Raw genomic sequence first — 16,202 nt, 5'->3', positions numbered from 1 at the left:
ACACACGCCGGTACGTGATCACGGCCCGGCACGGCGCCGCAGCCAGGGGCACAGCCTCGGCGGCCGGAAGGAGAGCCCGGAGATGGGTGCAATCGAGCCCTTGGGGGGCGGACCCGACGGGGAGCGGGCCGCCGCGTCCGGGCCGGGCGGCCTGCTCGACGTGCTCAAGGTGGCCGCCGTTCTCCTGGACGCCGACGGCAGGATCGATCTGTGGAGCCCGCAGGCCGAGGACCTGTTCGGATACACCGCCGAGGAGGCCCTCGGCGCGTTCGCGGGCCGCCTGCTGGTCCACGAGGAGCAGCTGCCGCTCGTGATGGGCATGTTCGCCCAGGTCATGGAAGGCGGGGGCAGCTGGGTGGGAGCGTTCCCCGTCCGGCACAAGGACGGCAGCACCCGCATGGTGGAGTTCCGCAACATGCGTCTGCTCGACTCCCAGCAGGAGTACTACGCCCTGGGCCTGGCCGCGGACCAGGCGACGGTACGGCAGGTCGAACGGGACCTGGCACTGTCCGCCAGGCTGGTGGCCCAGTCACCGGTCGGACTCGGCGTGCTGGACACGGACCTGCGGTACGTCTCCGTCAATCCGGCAGAGGAGCGCCTCAACGGGGTGCCGGCGGCCGAGCACATCGGCCGCCACGTTCACGAGGTGCTGCCGGCCGTGGACCCGTCCTTCGAAGCCGCGATGCGTGAGGTTCTGGCCACCGGTGTGCCCATCGTGGACCAGTACACCGTCGGCCGTACTGCGGCCGACCCGGATCACGATCACGCCTGGTCGATCTCGTTCTACCGGCTCGAAGCCCCCAACGGGACCGTGCTGGGAGTCGCCACCTCCAGCGTGGACGTCACCGAGCGCCACCGGGCGGTCGAGGAACAGCGCCACACCGCCCTGACCCTCCAGCGCAGCCTGCTGCCCCACACGCCACCCCGGCGACCGGGCCTGGAGGTCGCCACCCGCTACCGCCCCGCCCAGGCCACCATGGAGATCGGCGGCGACTGGTTCGACGTGATCCCCCTGAGCGGCGACAAGACCGCACTCGTCGTCGGCGACGTCATGGGCAGCGGCGTAGGAGCCGCAGCCAGCATGGGCCAGCTGCGCACCGCCACCCGGACGCTGGCCGATCTGGATCTGGACCCCGCCCAGGTCCTGCACCACCTCGATCACGTCACCGAGGGTCTCGACACCATCGCGACCTGTGTCTATGCCGTCTACGACCCCCACACGGCGCAGTGTCACCTGGCGCTGGCCGGGCACCTGCCGCCCGTCCTCCTCCGTCGGGACGGCGGGCGCGAGCTCCTCGACCTGCCCACCGGTGCGCCGCTGGGCGGCTGTGGTGTCGCCTTCCGCACCACCAGCCTCGCGATCGACGTGGGTGACCAGCTCGTCCTCTACACCGACGGCCTGGTCGAGACCCGAGACGATCCGATCGACACACGCCTCGCGGTTCTCCTGGAGGTCCTCGATGACCCCGGCCGGTCGCTGGACGAGACCTGCGACCTGCTTCTGCACACCATGCGGCACCCGGGAGACCATGACGACGTGGCCCTGCTCATCGCCAGGGCCACGCCGACGGCCGGGCGGATTCGCTAGCCGGGCAGGCCCCGGACGAACGCGGCGACCAGTGCCGCCACCGCTTCCGGAGCCTCCAGGTTCATGAGATGGGTGGCGTCGATCCGGTCGACGCCGATCGTCGGCCGGGTGCTGGAGAGCGCGGCCAGCTCATCGGAGACCCCTTGGGCGAACCGGGCGCTGAATTCAGCGAACCACTCCATGCCGGGCGCGGGGGGCAGCTGCCGGCCGGCCTGTACGACCAGCAGCGGGTGGTCGACCCCGTCCAGCCAGGGGGTGACACCGTGCTCGAAGATCCTGTGGAGTTCACCGAAGAGCTCCAGCGCCTGCACCCGTTCCGGCAGCGTCTGCCACGTGCCGTCGGGCAACGGCCGTGCGGCCGCACGGGCAGTCGCCTCCGCACGGTCGGCGGGGATCCCGAACGGGGCGGAGCTGCTGATCTTCTCCGCGACGTACTCGCGGGACGCGATGATCCCGGCCGACGCCAGCAGCCCCTCACCCACCCGGTCGGCGCCGGGGTACTCGCGTCCCCACCAGAAGCCGTCGAGATTCACGGCGGCGCGGGCACGGGCGCGGACCGGGTTCGCCCGGGCGTACTCGACCGCGACGACTCCGCCCAGGGAATGGCCCACCACAACGGCCTCCGGCACGCCGTGCGCGTCGAGCGTGTCCGCGATGTGCCGCACCACGGCGGGGATGGTCCAGGGGGAGAGGGAGGGAGAGCGGCCGTGTCCGGGAAGGTCGACGGCGAGAACACGGTGCCCGGCGGTGAGGAGGGCGGCCGATGCGTCCCAGTCGGCGAGCGACCGTCCGTATCCGTGCAGGAGAACGAGTTGGGGGCCGTCGCCCCCGTGGTCATGTGCGTGTAAGAGTGTCATCGGCCGTCACTGTAGGCGGCGCACCGCATGTCGAACATCGGATTAAGGACCGTCCGACGGGCCCGATCGGGGGCTCCCCTCAGTCCTGCCAGTAGAACAGCAGCGTGTGGATGTCGAGCGGGTCGCGCGCCCCGAAGTAGTAGACGCCGAGGCCGGTGACGCGGATCGACCCGGTGGACCCGCCGATCCAGCGGAATCCGGCCGCTTCGAGAGCGGCGCGGACGGCGGGGTCGTCCTCGTGGTCGCCGGCGAACCGTCCCAGCGTGCTGATGAAGACCTCGCTCCGGCCGCCCTCCCCGTACCTGATGACGTGGTACGTACCGCCGCCCTGGCGGTGGGCCTCGCCGCAGGAGAGCGGGGCACGGGGAGCCAGCCCCGCCCCTGCCAGCGCGGCCGTGGCCAGGGCCAGTTGCCGCTCCTCGTCCGGTGGCTGCGGCGGCTCGGTGCACAGGGCCTCGATCCGCCAGCGCGGGTCGCTCTGCTTCGCGCAGTCGTGCCCGTACTCGTGCACGATCGCCCGCCGGACCTCCTCGTCCAGCCCCTCGACCTCCACCCGGGGGCGCCCCAGCGCCTCGTACGCGGCCCGGGTCTGCGCCGCGTCACCCGTCAGCCGGTGCAGCGCGTACGCGGCCCACAGCGCGGCGTCGGGCGTCGGAGCCTCGGCGAGATAGGCACGGACCCGGTCCGGGCAGGTCAGCAGCGACTCCGCGAGGTGGGCCACCTGCGGGTCGGGGTCGGCGAGCGCGTCGGTGACGTCCCCACCGGCGCGGTGGCGCATGCGCACGGAGACGGCTCGGTCCTCCGGCCGCCCGCCTTCGAGGGCGGAGAGGACCGCCTCCACCCCGTGCCGCTCCACGAGCGCGTCCAGCCCGGCCTCCCCGATCGCCCGCTTCGTCCGCCAGTGGCTGAACGCGAGGGTCGCCAACTCGGCAGCCGCCGTTCGGTCGCCGAGGGCCCCGCGCGCCTGGAGGACCGCCTCCGGCATGCCGTACGCGTCCTTGCGCCGCCGGTCCTCGTGCCGCAGCCAGGGGAGGAGCTCGGCCCGGTCGGAGAGGAGGCCCAGCAGGGCCTTGCGGACCGTCCCGGAGTCCTCGGTGTCGCGTACGCACGCGAGCAGTTCACCGGCCCGCGCTTCGGGCACCCGGCCGGTCAGCGCGTCCACGCAGGCCGTGCGGCGCCACCAGGGCTGCTCACGGTCGACGGCGCACCGCACGAGGAGATCGGCGTCGTACGCCCGCAGCCCGGCAGCGTCGGCCTGGCCCGCCGCGGGCGTGAGGGTCTCGATGTTCGGCATCCGGGGATGCTACTGCGCACCCCGGCGTGCGCCGAAGCGGATTACCCGGGTCCCGCCCGGACCGCCGGCGGCACGACGCGCCTCGGCCGCTGTCGTCACAGCCCGGCGGCCCCGAGCAGGCTCGCGCGCTCGTCGTCGGACAGCGGACTGCCCACCGGCAGTCCCTCGTCGGCCAGCAGCCGCCGCACCCACGCCGCGTCCGCTGCGAACGATGCCCGGCACAGGGCCCGTTCGGGGTGGTCTTCCTCGGGGCCGCTGATCGCCAGATCCCACGCGCTGCCGGGGTCGGCCGGCTCGGAGAGGGCGGCGGCCATCAGGACGAGGTCGAACAACTCGCCCCGGCGGGGTACCGAGGGGTCGGCCGCCAGGCGCAGGAGGAAGGGCACGACCGCCGGCATGACGGTGCTGATGCGCAGCGGCCCCGACATCACCAGCCAGCTCAGCGCCCGTGATGCCTCCTCGGCCGCGCGGGGGTCGACCAGGCCGCGCAGCACGACCGGAACCCCCTCGGGGCAGCCGGGAATCGCCGTCCGCCCGACCTCCTCGCACCCTGCCAGCGCGGGGTGCGACGAAGGTCCCTGCGTCAGGTGTGGGTGCGCCGCCGTCAGTGCAGCGATCGCGGCCGCTGCCGCCGCATCGTGATCCACCGTGCACACTGACGTGCCCCCTCCTCCGCACACCCGCCGCGGTACAGGGTAGGTCGTCATCTCATGTGCGCGGCGTCAGTCCGAAGGGGCATCGAGGTCGCGGGCGCGGGCCGCGACCGACGGGGTCAACCGCCGGGCCAGGACGTCCAGGGCCTGGGAGACCTCGCGAACGACGCCCGGATCCGGGGCGGTGCCGTCCGGGTCGGCGAGGGCCGCGGCAAGGGCGTCCTCGATGGTCGCGGCGCGGACCTCGGCGACCCGGTCGGACGGCTGCGCGGTGGGGCGGATGAGCCGGCGGCGCCGGTCCGCCGGATCGGGCTCGGTGTCGACCGAGCCGGCTTCCTCCAACCGGGCGACCGCGGTGGACACCTGACTCTGTGGCAGGCCCGTCCGTGCGGCGATTTCACCGACCGTCGTTCCGGGGTGGGAGACGAGGTCGCCGAGGACGACCAGCACCGAGCGGGTCGACCCCGGTGAACCGGACTCCACCCGGGGCATCGCCTGCTCGCCGATCTTCATGAGGGTGCGACCGAGGAGGAACAGCTCGACTCCGTTCATGAGCAGAGAGTACATCGAAAGAGATGCATCGACATTGATGCATCTCTTTCGATGGATTATGCTCGTGTTGTCAGCCACCGAGGCCGACCACACCGTCACAGGGGGATCCGCCATGCCCACGACCGCCACCACCCTGCACACGCTCTCCGTCCCGGGAGCCACCCTCCACTACCAGACCGAGGGGCGCGGCCCCGTCCTCCTCCTCTCCCAGAGCGGCGAGGGCGACGCGGACCGCACGGTGGACCTCGTCCCGCGCCTGGCCGACACCTTCACGGTCGTCACCTACGACCGCCGGGGCCTCTCGCGCAGCACGCTCGACGACCCCGCCCGCCCCGTCACCATGGCCGACCACGCGGACGACGTCGCACGGCTGCTCGCCGAGGTCGCCGACGGGCCGGCACTGATGGCCGGGTTCAGCATGGGTGCCGCCATCGGCCTCCACACCGTGGTCCGCCACCCGGGCGTGCTGGGCACCCTGATCGCGCACGAGCCCGTGATGCCGAACCTGCTGCCCGAGGCGGGCCGTGCGGAGCACGTGGCGGAACTGTCCGCCATCCAGGCTGCGTTCACCTCCGGTGGCCTGGCGGAGGCGTTCCCGGCGATCGCCCGGCACCTGGGCATCGACCCGGCTCACGACACGACCGAGGAAGGCCTCACCCCCCAGCCGCTGACACCCCGCCGCAAGGCCAACTTCGAGTACTTCATCGGGACGGAGTTCACGGCCGTCACCACGGACGAACTCCGCCCGGAGCGGCTGGTACGGGCCGCGGGACGGGCCGGGACGCGCATCGTCCCGGCGACGGGACGGACCACCCGGCGGACGGTGCACACGTACCGCTGCGCACTGGCCCTCGCCGCGCAACTGAACACGGAGGCAGTCCAGTTCCCGGGCGGGCACAACGGCAACGCCGCGTTCCCCCGCGCGACGGCGCAGGTGCTGAAGGACGTGCTCGGCGGGTGACCCGGGCGGGCGGACGCACGAAGGACGCGGCGTCCGCCGGCCCGCGAACGGCCGCCATCACCACCCGGCGGAACGGTCAGGCGGCCTGGCAGAGCGCCGCGGAGCCGGCCGGGGCCGCAGTGCGGGCCACGGTCGCGTGCACGGGGCGGGCGCCGTGGAAGGTGGCCGCGGCCTGCGAGCGGTTCCGGGCGAAGACGACCAGGCGCAGCACCGCGAACCGCGCGACACCGGCGAGTGCGGAGGCGGACAGGTATACGACCTGCTCGAGCACCGCGCCGGGCGCCGCCGTCAGTTGCTGCAGGACGAGCATCGCCATGCAGGTGACCGCGTACGCGGCCGCCGCGGACCCGGCCGACTGTGCGTGCTGGCGCCAGGTGACCCGCCCGCCCGCACCGAAGGTGAAGCGGGCGTGCAGCTCGGTGGAGAGGAGCGTGGAGCCCACGGTGACGAGGGCGTTGGCCAGGGCCCACGGAACCCAGGAGCCGAGGCCCGCCACGGCGAAGCTGGAGGCGACCCCCACCCCGCCCCCGCAGAGCACGAAGCGGGCGAAGGCGGTGAACGGGCCGGTGGTCGCCTGCTCCTGGCTCTGCGCTGTCTCCATGATCCCGACCCCTCCGACGGCTCACTCCATGGCACTCCCCTCGCCGTGCGAGGCCGAGGGGAGTGCCGTCCACGACGCCATCATGGCACACGTGTGGCGCCAAGGCGAGCCATACATGGCACCACGTGTGCCAGCGATGGCGCCGGACATGGGGCAAGTTGTGAAGATGCAGGTCAGCGACATGGCGTGGGAAGCCAAGGCCGGTACGGCGGGCGCAAACCGATGCGATTCAGCCCGACGCTTGGCGCCCTTGGTGCCACAGGGCGGTGTTCGGGGGCTCCAGCCCGGTGGCGGCGTCAGGCCAGTGTCTGGGTCAGTTCGCTGCGGCTTGAGGTGTGGACGAGGCGGCCGTGGGCCCCGTTGACGATGGGCAGGTACGGCGGCACGTGCCCGCACTCGACATCGGCGATGATCGGGACGTTCAAGGAGCCGAGTGCATCGAGAACGGCTTGGTGCTGTGTGAGCGACCCGTTGTCAGGTGCCGAGGTCCGACCGACGAGGATCGCGTTCGCCGCGTCGAAGAACCCGGCCAGCCGCATCCCGTGCAGGTTCCTGCAAATGGTGAAGGCGTCGTCGCCGGCCGCTTCGACATAGACGAGGAGACCCTCCGGGGAGTCGGCTCGCGCGAAGGCTGAAGTGTCCAGGTACGGCGTTCCCGTGAGGTTGCAGAGCGTCTCGATGCAGCCCCCGATCAGACGCCCTTCGACCTCCACGTCCGCGTCGCCGTCGAGCCTGGTCCACCTGCCGGGCGTGTCGAGCGTGAGTTCGCGTACCCCGGGCTGGGCGCAGTAGTCGTCCCAGCCCGCGGTGCGGTGGCGGTCGGGCGGGGTCTGCGTGAACCGGTGGCCCTGCGGGGCGGCGGCGATGTCGAGCCACGACAACAGCCCCTCGGGCACGCGGTAGGGCGTGTCCATGAGGTTGTTGCCGTGGATGGTCGCCGATCCGGTGAGAAGGGTGAGCGGCGTGATGACGGTCGACATGTCGGAGAACCCGACCAGCCAGGTCGGCTCGGCGTCACGCAGCCGGTCCCAGTCGAGCAGGGGCAGCAGGTCGATGGCGGTCTCCCCGCCCCAGGGCGGCACCACGGCCCTGATGCGGGGATCCGTCAGCATGGCCATCAGTTCCTCGGCCCGGTCGGCCGCAGGAGCGCTGACGTGACCGCTGCCGTCCATGCAACGGCCGACTTCTACCTTGTATCCCCGGGTCTCGACATCGCGAATCGCCACGTGGAGACGCTCGCGCAGCTCCTTGGCGACTCCGCTCGAAGGGGAAGTGATGCCGACGGTGTCACCGCGGCGCAGAGGGCGTGGATATCGAACTGACATGCGTCGAATTCTGTCCGACGTGCCGGCCGTGCCCCAACCGGTTTTGGCACACCCCGAACGACCAGTTGCCTCCACGAGCCGGACGTCGACGCAGTCCTTGCCCGCTGCGTCGAGCGCGCCGTACGCGCCCACCACGTCGGCGACCTTGCGGGAGCAGCGGACACCGCCCCTGCGCACGCCGCCCCCTAGAGCCGCCGGCCTGCGGGCGGATGCCAGGTGTGTGCCGGGAGGGCCTCCGCCAGGGTGGTGAAGAAGCGCTGGTCGCGCCACGCGTCGAGGTTCCCGATCACGAAGAGGCGCCGCTTGGCGCGGCTGACCGCGACGTTGAGGAGGTTCGGCCGGGACGCCGCCCAGGCACGGGCGCCCGCCCGGCCCGGGTCCGTGCCCAGGACCAGGATGACGACGTCCGCCTCCTTGCCCTGGGTCGTGTGCACCGTACCGACCCGCTCGGTCGGCATCAGGTCCCGGCACACCCGCCTCGCACCGGCCACGACCTGCCGGAACGGGCTGATCACGAACACGTCCCGGCCCAGGTCCACACCCCCCTCGTCGCGCAGCCGCTCCAGCACGCGCTGCAGGGCCCGCCCCTCCTCCGGGATCCAGTGCCCGTCCGCCTCCGCCCCCGTCACGTTCACCCAGCTGCTCGCCGGCCGGTGGACGTACGGCTCACGTTCCGCCGTCCCCTGGACCATCAGGCCGTCGTAGGCGACCGCGTTGCTGATGGAGAACATCGGGTCGTCGCACCGCCGGTGCACCCGCAGCGGCGAGCCGACCCACACCTCGTGGCCGCCGTCCGGGAGTTCGGCGGGCAGCAGCGTTCCGTAGCGGTTGGACCGGTCGGCGAGCTGCTGCACCGACGTGCGCCCCGGCGCCCACTCCTCCGCGGCGCCGAAGTCGTCGCGCAGGGCACGCTGCGCCGTCCACGGGAGCACCACGACCGGCTCCAGCTGCAGCGGATCGCCGACCACGACCGTGCGCCGCGCCCGCCACAGGCCGCCGACCGCCATCTGCGGAGTCGCCTGCCCGGCTTCGTCGACGAACAGCCAGCCCAGCGCCTCCGGCCCCAGCCGCCCGAAGACCCGGTCCAGCGAGGCGAACGTCGTCGACACGACCGGGACCACCACGAACACGCTCTGCCATGCCGCCCGTAAGTGCGCCTCGGGCACGGTCTCGGGCACGGCCCCCGTGACGGCGTCCATACCGGCCATGAGGTTGGCGTACATCGTGCGGGCCGTGCACCGCAGGAAGGCCTCGTGGAGGCCGAGGGCCGCGAGGAACACCTCCGTCCGGGCCCTCGTGATCTCCGGATCGGACCAGGGCGCCGCCAGCTCGCGCGCCGCGTCCTGGGTGAGCCAGGAATCCTCGGGCACGAACCCTTCCCAGCGGCCCCGCGCCGCCGCCAGCGCCACCTCCGTGCGCTCGACACGGGCACGCGCCGACTCCTGTGCCTCCTCCAGGGCGCGCAGGCCCGCCGCCACCGCGCCCACGGTTGCCCGTACGCCGTCCGCGTGCGCCTGCGCCGCACCCCGCGCCCCTCGCGCGGCGGCAGCCAGTCCGGCGGCACCGGCCTCGTCCGCGTGCCAGTCGCGCGCGGCCCGCCCCAGCGTGAACAGGCTCACCGTGAAGCCGGGCCGGCGGGCCAGATGCGCCTGATGCGTACGCTCGGCCTCCGCCAGCTCCTGCTGCGCCCGGGCGAGCGCAGCCTCGGCGGGCGGGAGCGCCTCCCGCACGCGGGCCAGCTGCGCCGTGTGCTGCACCGCGGCCAACTGGGCCCGCAGCAGGGCCTCGTACGCCCCTGTCTGATCCGCGTACGCCGCGGCGGCGCCGGCCCGCTCGTCGCGCAGCCGCTCGACCTCGGCCAGGGCCGTCTCGAACCGCAGCTTCGCCTCGCGCCACACACCCGTCTGCGGGGTGTCGCGCCACTGCCGCAGCAGGTGGGACAGCCCGCTGCCGCTGTCGATCCACGCGTTGCGCGGTCGGCGGCGCCCGCCGTCGGCCTGCGACGGCACGGGCGGCGGGGGAGGGGCGCCTACGTCGCTCCGGCGGTACTTGCCGTGCCAGAACCGGTTGACGAACTCCAGACGGTTCCTCTTGCTCCCCAGGCGCGCCGCCACGGCGCCCCACGCCGGCTCGCCCTTGAGAAGACGAGTGGCCTGCTCGGCGAAGTAGTCGGCCCCCTCCCGCCACTGCTCGCCGAGCGCCTCACGGGCGGGGATCTCGGTGGAGATGTTCTCCACCGCGCCGTTGTTGGCGGAGGCGACGACCATCTCGAAGCCCGTGAACTCCGGCCGCAGCGGAGTGACCGTCCGGGTGTAGTCGCCGCTCTTCCACACGTACGGGGCCTGCTTGGCAAAGGCTTCGGACGGCAGGCGCAGGGCGGCCAGCCGGCGGGCCCGCTCGACGACCGTCGCGGCGAAGCAGTCGCGCAGCATGGTCGTCTTGCCGGTGCCGGGCGGGCCGTTGACGGCGAAGATCCCGGCAGTGGGGGCGAGTTCGGTGTGGACGGCGTTGACGGCGAACTGCTGGCTCAGCGCGAGCGGGTGCTCGGCCTCCGCCGGCCATCGCCCCGCGGGGGTACGGGTGGGGGCCACGCCGGCGAGCGCGGCCGCGGGGTTCAGGCGCAGGTCGACGCGGCACGTCTTGTCGAACGCGGCGTCGGGAGTGAGATAGGAGGCGAGCCCCGGGCCGGGATCGCTCCGGGCGAGTGCGTCGGCCACCCGGTCGAGATCGGCGGCGATGAAGCTGTTGAGGAAGTCCTGCCGGTCGGCGTCGCCCGCGTGATCCAGCCGTACGGGGATGCTGCGGACACGCAGCCCGGCGGGGCCGAGCGCGACGGAGACGCCCCAGGCCTCGGCCAGCTCGTCCATGAACTCCAGGAGACGCCCGGCCGTGACCACGCCCTGGCCGACGGGGGATTCCTCCTCCTCTTCCCCTGGATGCTCCCCAGGGGACGACGGCGTGGCGGCGAGCCCGCCGAGCGCGGCGGCCCGGCCGCCCCACGCGCCGGCCTCTTCCTCGAACCCGTCGAGCCAGCCACGGCTGCCGGGGCCGGGCGTCACCGCGCGGCCCGTGGCCCAGGCGCACGAGGAGAAGACGGGGGAGTCGAGCAGCAGCCGGCCCTCGTCGGTGACGGTCAGGGCGAACAGCGCGCTCTCGCCGTCCATCCGGCCGTCGTGGTCCTCACCGCTCCCACCGAAGACGCGGAGCAGGGTGTCGCGTACGGCGCTGAGGGCGAAGGCCCCGCCGTAGACGACGTGCTGCCATCCGTACCCGGCCTCCAGCGGGACGGACCGCACCGGGTGCCCGGCCTCCCAGGGCATGGGACCGTCCGGCTCCGCCGCGTACACGCGCTCCCGGACGGACAAGGCCGGTACCTTCTGCGGGCTGAACAGCTCGACCGCCCGCCAGTACCCGACGATCCCGCTCCGCCGCCGGCGCTCGCCCCCCGCTGCACCCACGCCCACTCCCCGTCCTCGATGATCACCGCTACGAGGCACCTTAGGGTGCCGGGGCGGGTAGGTCAGGCCGTTGCGATGTCCGGCTGTTGACCCTGCCGTTGGCGGCAGGGTTGCACGATGAGCGGCATGAACAGCATCGCATCGCAGAGCGGCAGGGTCGTCCTCGTCACCGGAGCGGGTACCGGAATCGGCCGGGCCACCGCCCGCGCCTTCGCCGCCGAGGGCGCCCGCGTGGCCGCTATCGGGCGGCGGGCCGAACCGCTGGAGGAGACTGCCGCCGGGTACGACCGGGTGACGCCGCTGGCAGCGGACATCACCGTCGAGGGGGAGCCCGACCGGATCATCCAGGAGGTGCTGAAGAAACACGGCCGACTGGACGTGCTCGTCAACAACGCCGGCATTGTGCGCGGTGGCGCCCTCGGCACCCTGACGCCGGAGGTGATCGAGGATCAGCTCGCCACCAACCTCGTCGCCCCCGTCCTGCTGGCCCAGGCCGCGCTGCCGCCCCTCGAGACGTCGGGCGGGGTGATCGTCAACGTCAGTACGTCCGTCGGGCAGCGGGCCTGGCCCGGAAGCTCGGTCTACGCCGCGACCAAGAGCGCCCTGGAACTCCTCACCCGCAGCTGGGCCGTCGAGTTGGCACCCCGCGGCATCCGGGTGGTGGCGGTGGCCCCCGGCGCCATCGACACCCCGATCGGAGAGCACCAGGGCCTGACGCCGGAGCGGATGGCCGCAGTGCGGGAGTGGCAGCTGGCGCACACGCCGCTGGCCCGGATCGGCCGCCCCGAGGAGGTCGCCTGGGCGATCACCCGGCTTGCCTCACCGGCCGCGTCGTTCGTCACCGGCGTGGTACTCCCGGTCGACGGAGGGGCAGTAGTCGCGTGATAGGAGTGGTCCCGGAGGTGGGACGGGTGCGGATCGGTGAGCTGGCCAGGGCGACGGGCACGACCGCCCGTGCGCTGCGGCACTACGAGCAGGCCGGGCTGATCTCCTCCGAGCGGGCCTCCAACGGATACCGCGTCTACGACGAGACGGCGGTGGTGCGGGTCCGCAACATCCGCTCCTTGCTGGCCGTCGGGCTCACCCTGGACGACGTACGCGTGTTCCTGCCGTGCCTGGACGGCGATGTGGCCGCCGCACCACCGTCCGACAAGGGTCTGCGGGTCGCACGGGAACGGCTGGCGGTCCTCGACGAACGGATCGCCGCCCAGATGCAGACCCGCGACCGACTGCGCACCGCACTCCGGGACAAGACCGACGATCGAACCCGCCCGGCGCCCTGACCGGTGCCCCACCCGGAACACCCGTACCGCGACGCCTCACCCCCGTGTCCCCGCCCGCTCAGGCCGCGGCGAACCGGAGCCCGGCGAGGGGCAGCGCGACCCGGGCGGCGCTGCGCGCCGGGAGCCGGCCGGCCTGCGCGTCGATCCAGGCCAGCACGGCGGCCTGCTCCTCCGCGTGGCAGAGCGAGAGGAAGAACAACAGCTGCCGCCAGGCACATGCGGAGCGCTTGGCGGTGGCCCCCGGACGGGTCGCGGCGGTGAAGGCGCCCCGGGCGAGGCTTCCCCAGCCGGCCTGCGGGGCGACGCCCCCGTACCGGACCAGGAGCGCGAGGTTGAAGGTGGTGAGGATCTTCGCCTGTTCGATGACCGCGGGGTCGGAGGCAAGCGGCCGGCCGACGCGCCCGGCGCGCACGGCGCACAACTTCGCGATTCCGTCCGGGTCCTGGGCGATCGCCAGGTCCCGAACCTCTGCGTAGTCGATGCCGTAGTAGCGCTCGTACACCGTGCCGTGCAGCAGCTCGGCGGCGGTCCGCGCGGCCATGGGCAGGTCCTTGGAGACCGCCCCGCTGTAGGAGTCGGCGAAGGGCTCGGCGAGGAACGGCACGGGCAGTTCCGCCGACGGAGCGAGCCTGGACAGCATCAGGACGAGCAGGTTGGGCAGTCCCGCCCCCGGGAAGTACCGGAGCGTGAGTTCGCCCAGCGTCCGCAGGGCCGCCCCGGCCGTCGTCTTCGGATCCGGGTTGCGGTGGCCGAGGGCGCGGACCCAGGGCGACGCCGTGAGCCGCGCGTGCTGTTCCGCGTCCCACCAGTACAGGTTCCCCCGCCGGGCCCGGTGCATGGCTGCCATCAGGGTGCGCAGGGACCCGTCCGCGTAGCCCTGTGCGGTATGCGTGATGAGCAACTGCGGTGCCACCTCCGCGAGGACCTCGGCGGAAGGGATCGTCCCCCGAGACAGCAGCACGCCCAGTTGCGCGTCGTGGGTGCCGGCGACCACCGCAACCACCGGCGCCGGGATCGCCGTCCCTGCGGGCAGTCCGCTCTCCCCGGCCTCCCCGACGGTCACCGGAGCGATCAGCGGTCCGACGTCCGGGACGCCCCGGTCCGCGGGGAACGCGGAAAGCCGGCGCAGCACCAGCGCGGTCAGCTCGTGGTGCGTGGGCCGGTCCGGCTGCCGGTTCCGCCCGCGCTTGGCGGCCGCCGCCGTGACGGCCCGCCGCACCAGCCCTGCCTCCCGGGGCGGCAGTTCGCGCCCCGCCACGTCCTCCTCCAGCGCCCGGCGCAGGACCGACGCGTTCGACCGGGGATCGAGGTGCCTGGTGCAGCGGGTGTGGGCGGCCGCGAGCGACCGGTACCGCGTCAGCAGGGCGGCGCCGTCGGCCCGCCACGGCGCGCTGTGTGCGTCCGCGCGCAGCCGGTGGACAAGCAGCTCGTCCTCGAAGGGCCGCCAGACGGCGAGCGCCTCGCGCTGGGCCTCGACGTCCGGGTTGGCCTTGCGGCGGGACAGCAGGGCGGCGGCCTCGCCGACGGTACGGCGGTGCACGGCGCCTGCGTCCGGGGAAGGCAGGTCGCAGGGGTGTGGTGCGAACCTGACTTCGCCGGCGGAGGGCCGCAGTTCCTCGACGAGTTCCCACGCCGCCCGGGTGTCCCCGTCGCGCAGCAGCCAGGCCACGGTGAGCAGCGCGGCCTCCTCGGGGGCGCGCAACGCGTACCGCCCGCTGTCCAGCAAGGACCGCAGCCACGCGAGGCCTTCGTCGGTGAGACAGTGAGCGAAGGCCTCGCCCGGGGACATGCCCGCGAGGGGATTCAGGTGCTGATCGTTCTCGTTCATGGCCGGCGTGGCAGGTCCCGCCCCTGCGCCCTCCGACTGTGCAGGTCGGTGCTCTGGCTGCTGAGCTACACGCCGCTGTAGGGGAAACGTAGACGCCCGAACAGCGCCCGCACAAGGGCCCCGGGTCGGTGGGGAGAGGGCATGCGGTTCAGGCCCGGCCACGACAGTGTGGATGCCGCCTGCAGAGCGGCCTATGCGGTCGCGCGGAGGCGGGTCGCGGCCGCCTCGGCCTCGCGTACGACGCGGTCCGTGTCGACATCGACCAGCCGGCCGCCGAGCTTCAGTGCCCGGCCGTCGACGAACACGGCGTCGACGTTCTCGGGGCGCCCGTTGAAGACGATCTGGCCGACCCAGTCGAAGCGCGGTGCGAAGTTCAGGGCGGCCGGGTCGATGACGACGAGGTCGGCCCGCTTGCCGGGGGTCAGGGAGCCCACCCGGTCGGCGATGCCGAGGGCCTCGGCGCCGCCCAGGGTGGCCATCCGCAGGACGTCGTGCACCTGCGGGTAGACCCCGGCGTCCGTGGCACGGGCGCGCTGCAGGCCGATGGCCGTCTTCATCAGCGCGTGGAAGTCCGAGCTGTCGTTGGTCCCGCCGTCCAGCCCCAGCCCGACCTTGACGCCCCGCCGTCTGAACTCGGACAGTCGCATGATGCCCGAGGCCAACCGCATGTTGCTCAGCGGGCAGTGGGCCGCCCGTACGTCGTGTTCGGCGACGGCGGCGATCTCGGCGTCGGTCAGGTGGATCGCGTGGTTGATCAGGAGCCGCGGACCCAGCGCGCCGATGTCGGTGAGGACCCCGATGGGGTCGTCGGCGCGCTGCTCGGGGCGTTCCAGGACGTGGGAGTTGAGCATGACCCCCATGTCCTGCGCGGCTTCCCAGTGCGCGCGGTTGAGGTCCTGGACGGCGCGGGCCGCATGCGTGGCGACCTGGAAGGAACCGAGCGGCACCGGGTCGACGAGCTCCTTCTTCACCTTCGTGACCAGCACCGCGTCGGGCTTGGGCGGGAACATCGCGTAGGCGAACCGCACCCCGGTGCCCGCCAGGGCCCGTACGTAGCTCTCGATGAGGTCGTACGCGAAGATGTCCACCCAGTCCACCAGCGTGGTCACACCCGACTGGACGGCGTCGAGGGCGGCGAGCCGCACGAAGCTGTGCAGGGCCGCAGGCGTGAGCCGGCCGCGCTGGGGGTCGGTACACCCCTGGAACCAGCCGAACAGGTCGCGGTCGGTACACCCGCCGCGGATCACCGCCTGCCAGAGGTGGGTGTGGGTGTCGACGAACCCCGGCATGGCCAGCTTGCCCGAGGCGTCCACCACCCAGGCACCGCGCGGCGCCTGGAGGGCCGGGCCCACGGCGGCGATGGCGCCGTTCTGCATCAGGACGTCGGCGTTCTCGACGGCACCGAGGGGGCCGCTGCCTAAGGAGGGGTCCATGGTGAGCACGAGGGAGGCCCCGCGGAGCAGGACCGTCCGGCCGACCTGGACCGGCTGGCCGGGCTGGCCGGGCTGGCTGAGGGGTGCGGGGCGGGCGGTGACGCCGAGGGCGAGCGGGGCGGCGGCGGCCAGACCGAGGCCGGTGAGGAGAGCGCGTCGGCTGGGAGCCGAGGGCGGGGTGGGGGCTGACTGCATGGCGTGTTACCTCCCGAGGACTCAGAACGGAAGGCCCGCCCGGGCGACGCCGTGGCGAGCGTCGAGCAGGGGCGGGAGATTATCCGCAGCATGCCCAGCGGGCGGCCTTTCGATAGGCGTCAGCGGAAAACATTTTCCGTTTGAGTCATGTCCCGGCCATTTCGCCGTTGGCGC

General features: G+C 73.2%; 13 protein-coding genes and 1 tRNA gene. 4 read left to right on the top strand and 10 right to left on the bottom strand.

Features of this window, described 5'->3' with window-relative positions; genetic code table 11:
• Positions 1–82: 82 nt before the first annotated feature.
• Positions 83–1,588 (top strand): SpoIIE family protein phosphatase, encoded by a 1,506-nt coding sequence (locus tag OG472_RS03140; RefSeq protein WP_401614388.1) that lies wholly within the window; start codon positions 83–85, stop codon positions 1,586–1,588.
• On the opposite strand, the gene OG472_RS03135 is transcribed toward OG472_RS03140, so the two are convergent.
• The 4 genes from OG472_RS03135 to OG472_RS03120 all read right to left on the bottom strand — a co-directional run bounded on the left by OG472_RS03135 (position 1,585) and on the right by OG472_RS03120 (position 4,944).
• On the bottom strand, positions 1,585–2,445 hold the full coding sequence (locus tag OG472_RS03135) for an alpha/beta fold hydrolase (RefSeq protein WP_405827571.1): 861 nt from the start codon (positions 2,443–2,445) through the stop codon (positions 1,585–1,587). The two genes, OG472_RS03140 and OG472_RS03135, sit on opposite strands and share 4 nt — an antisense overlap.
• A 79-nt stretch (positions 2,446–2,524) precedes the next feature.
• Positions 2,525–3,739 (bottom strand): hypothetical protein, encoded by a 1,215-nt coding sequence (locus OG472_RS03130; protein ID WP_405940853.1) that lies wholly within the window; start codon positions 3,737–3,739, stop codon positions 2,525–2,527.
• A gap of 95 nt (positions 3,740–3,834) precedes the next feature.
• Positions 3,835–4,386 (bottom strand): hypothetical protein, encoded by a 552-nt coding sequence (locus OG472_RS03125; RefSeq protein WP_405827567.1) that lies wholly within the window; start codon positions 4,384–4,386, stop codon positions 3,835–3,837.
• A 75-nt stretch (positions 4,387–4,461) separates the two neighbouring features.
• Positions 4,462–4,944: a MarR family winged helix-turn-helix transcriptional regulator gene (locus OG472_RS03120; RefSeq protein WP_405827565.1), complete on the bottom strand. Its 483-nt coding sequence runs from the start codon at positions 4,942–4,944 to the stop codon at positions 4,462–4,464.
• 112 nt (positions 4,945–5,056) lie between these two features.
• Between OG472_RS03120 and OG472_RS03115 the strand changes: the two genes are divergently transcribed.
• Positions 5,057–5,905, top strand: coding sequence for an alpha/beta fold hydrolase (locus OG472_RS03115; protein ID WP_405940852.1), 849 nt, complete (start codon positions 5,057–5,059; stop codon positions 5,903–5,905).
• Between the two features lie 76 nt (positions 5,906–5,981).
• Here OG472_RS03115 and OG472_RS03110 read toward each other — a convergent pair whose 3' ends face one another.
• The 3 genes from OG472_RS03110 to OG472_RS03100 form a co-directional block, all read right to left on the bottom strand.
• Complete coding sequence (locus OG472_RS03110; protein ID WP_405940851.1) at positions 5,982–6,506, bottom strand: hypothetical protein; 525 nt, start codon at positions 6,504–6,506, stop codon at positions 5,982–5,984.
• Between the two features lie 296 nt (positions 6,507–6,802).
• The gene (locus OG472_RS03105) at positions 6,803–7,831 is read right to left on the bottom strand and encodes a S66 peptidase family protein (RefSeq protein WP_405943135.1); all 1,029 of its coding nucleotides are present in this window, start codon (positions 7,829–7,831) and stop codon (positions 6,803–6,805) included.
• Between the two features lie 185 nt (positions 7,832–8,016).
• Complete coding sequence (locus OG472_RS03100) at positions 8,017–11,289, bottom strand: DEAD/DEAH box helicase (RefSeq protein ID WP_405940850.1); 3,273 nt, start codon at positions 11,287–11,289, stop codon at positions 8,017–8,019.
• A 117-nt stretch (positions 11,290–11,406) separates the two neighbouring features.
• On the opposite strand from OG472_RS03100, the gene OG472_RS03095 reads away from it, so the two are divergent.
• The gene (locus OG472_RS03095; RefSeq protein WP_401614406.1) at positions 11,407–12,174 is read left to right on the top strand and encodes an SDR family NAD(P)-dependent oxidoreductase; all 768 of its coding nucleotides are present in this window, start codon (positions 11,407–11,409) and stop codon (positions 12,172–12,174) included.
• Between the two features lie 26 nt (positions 12,175–12,200).
• Complete coding sequence (locus tag OG472_RS03090) at positions 12,201–12,572, top strand: MerR family transcriptional regulator (RefSeq protein ID WP_405943134.1); 372 nt, start codon at positions 12,201–12,203, stop codon at positions 12,570–12,572.
• Positions 12,573–12,630: 58 nt separating this feature from the next.
• Here OG472_RS03090 and OG472_RS03085 read toward each other — a convergent pair whose 3' ends face one another.
• From OG472_RS03085 to OG472_RS03075, 3 genes are all read right to left on the bottom strand, one after another.
• A complete protein-coding gene (locus OG472_RS03085; RefSeq protein WP_405940849.1) occupies positions 12,631–14,400 on the bottom strand; it encodes a hypothetical protein in 1,770 nt (589 codons plus the stop codon).
• Positions 14,400–14,475, bottom strand: a tRNA-Cys gene (locus tag OG472_RS03080). The genes OG472_RS03085 and OG472_RS03080 overlap by 1 nt, the downstream gene beginning before the upstream one ends.
• A gap of 116 nt (positions 14,476–14,591) precedes the next feature.
• Positions 14,592–16,028 carry an amidohydrolase family protein gene (locus tag OG472_RS03075; RefSeq protein ID WP_405940848.1) on the bottom strand — a complete coding sequence of 479 codons (1,437 nt, stop codon included), beginning with the start codon at positions 16,026–16,028 and terminating at the stop codon, positions 14,592–14,594.
• Positions 16,029–16,202: the final 174 nt, after the last annotated feature.

Origin of the sequence: Streptomyces sp. NBC_00207, assembly GCF_045160965.1 — a bacterium.
In the GTDB taxonomy this organism is placed as follows: Bacteria; Actinomycetota; Actinomycetes; order Streptomycetales; family Streptomycetaceae; genus Streptomyces.
The sequence above is the reverse complement of the archived record's forward strand: the minus strand, read 5'-3'. Positions and strand labels throughout refer to the sequence as shown.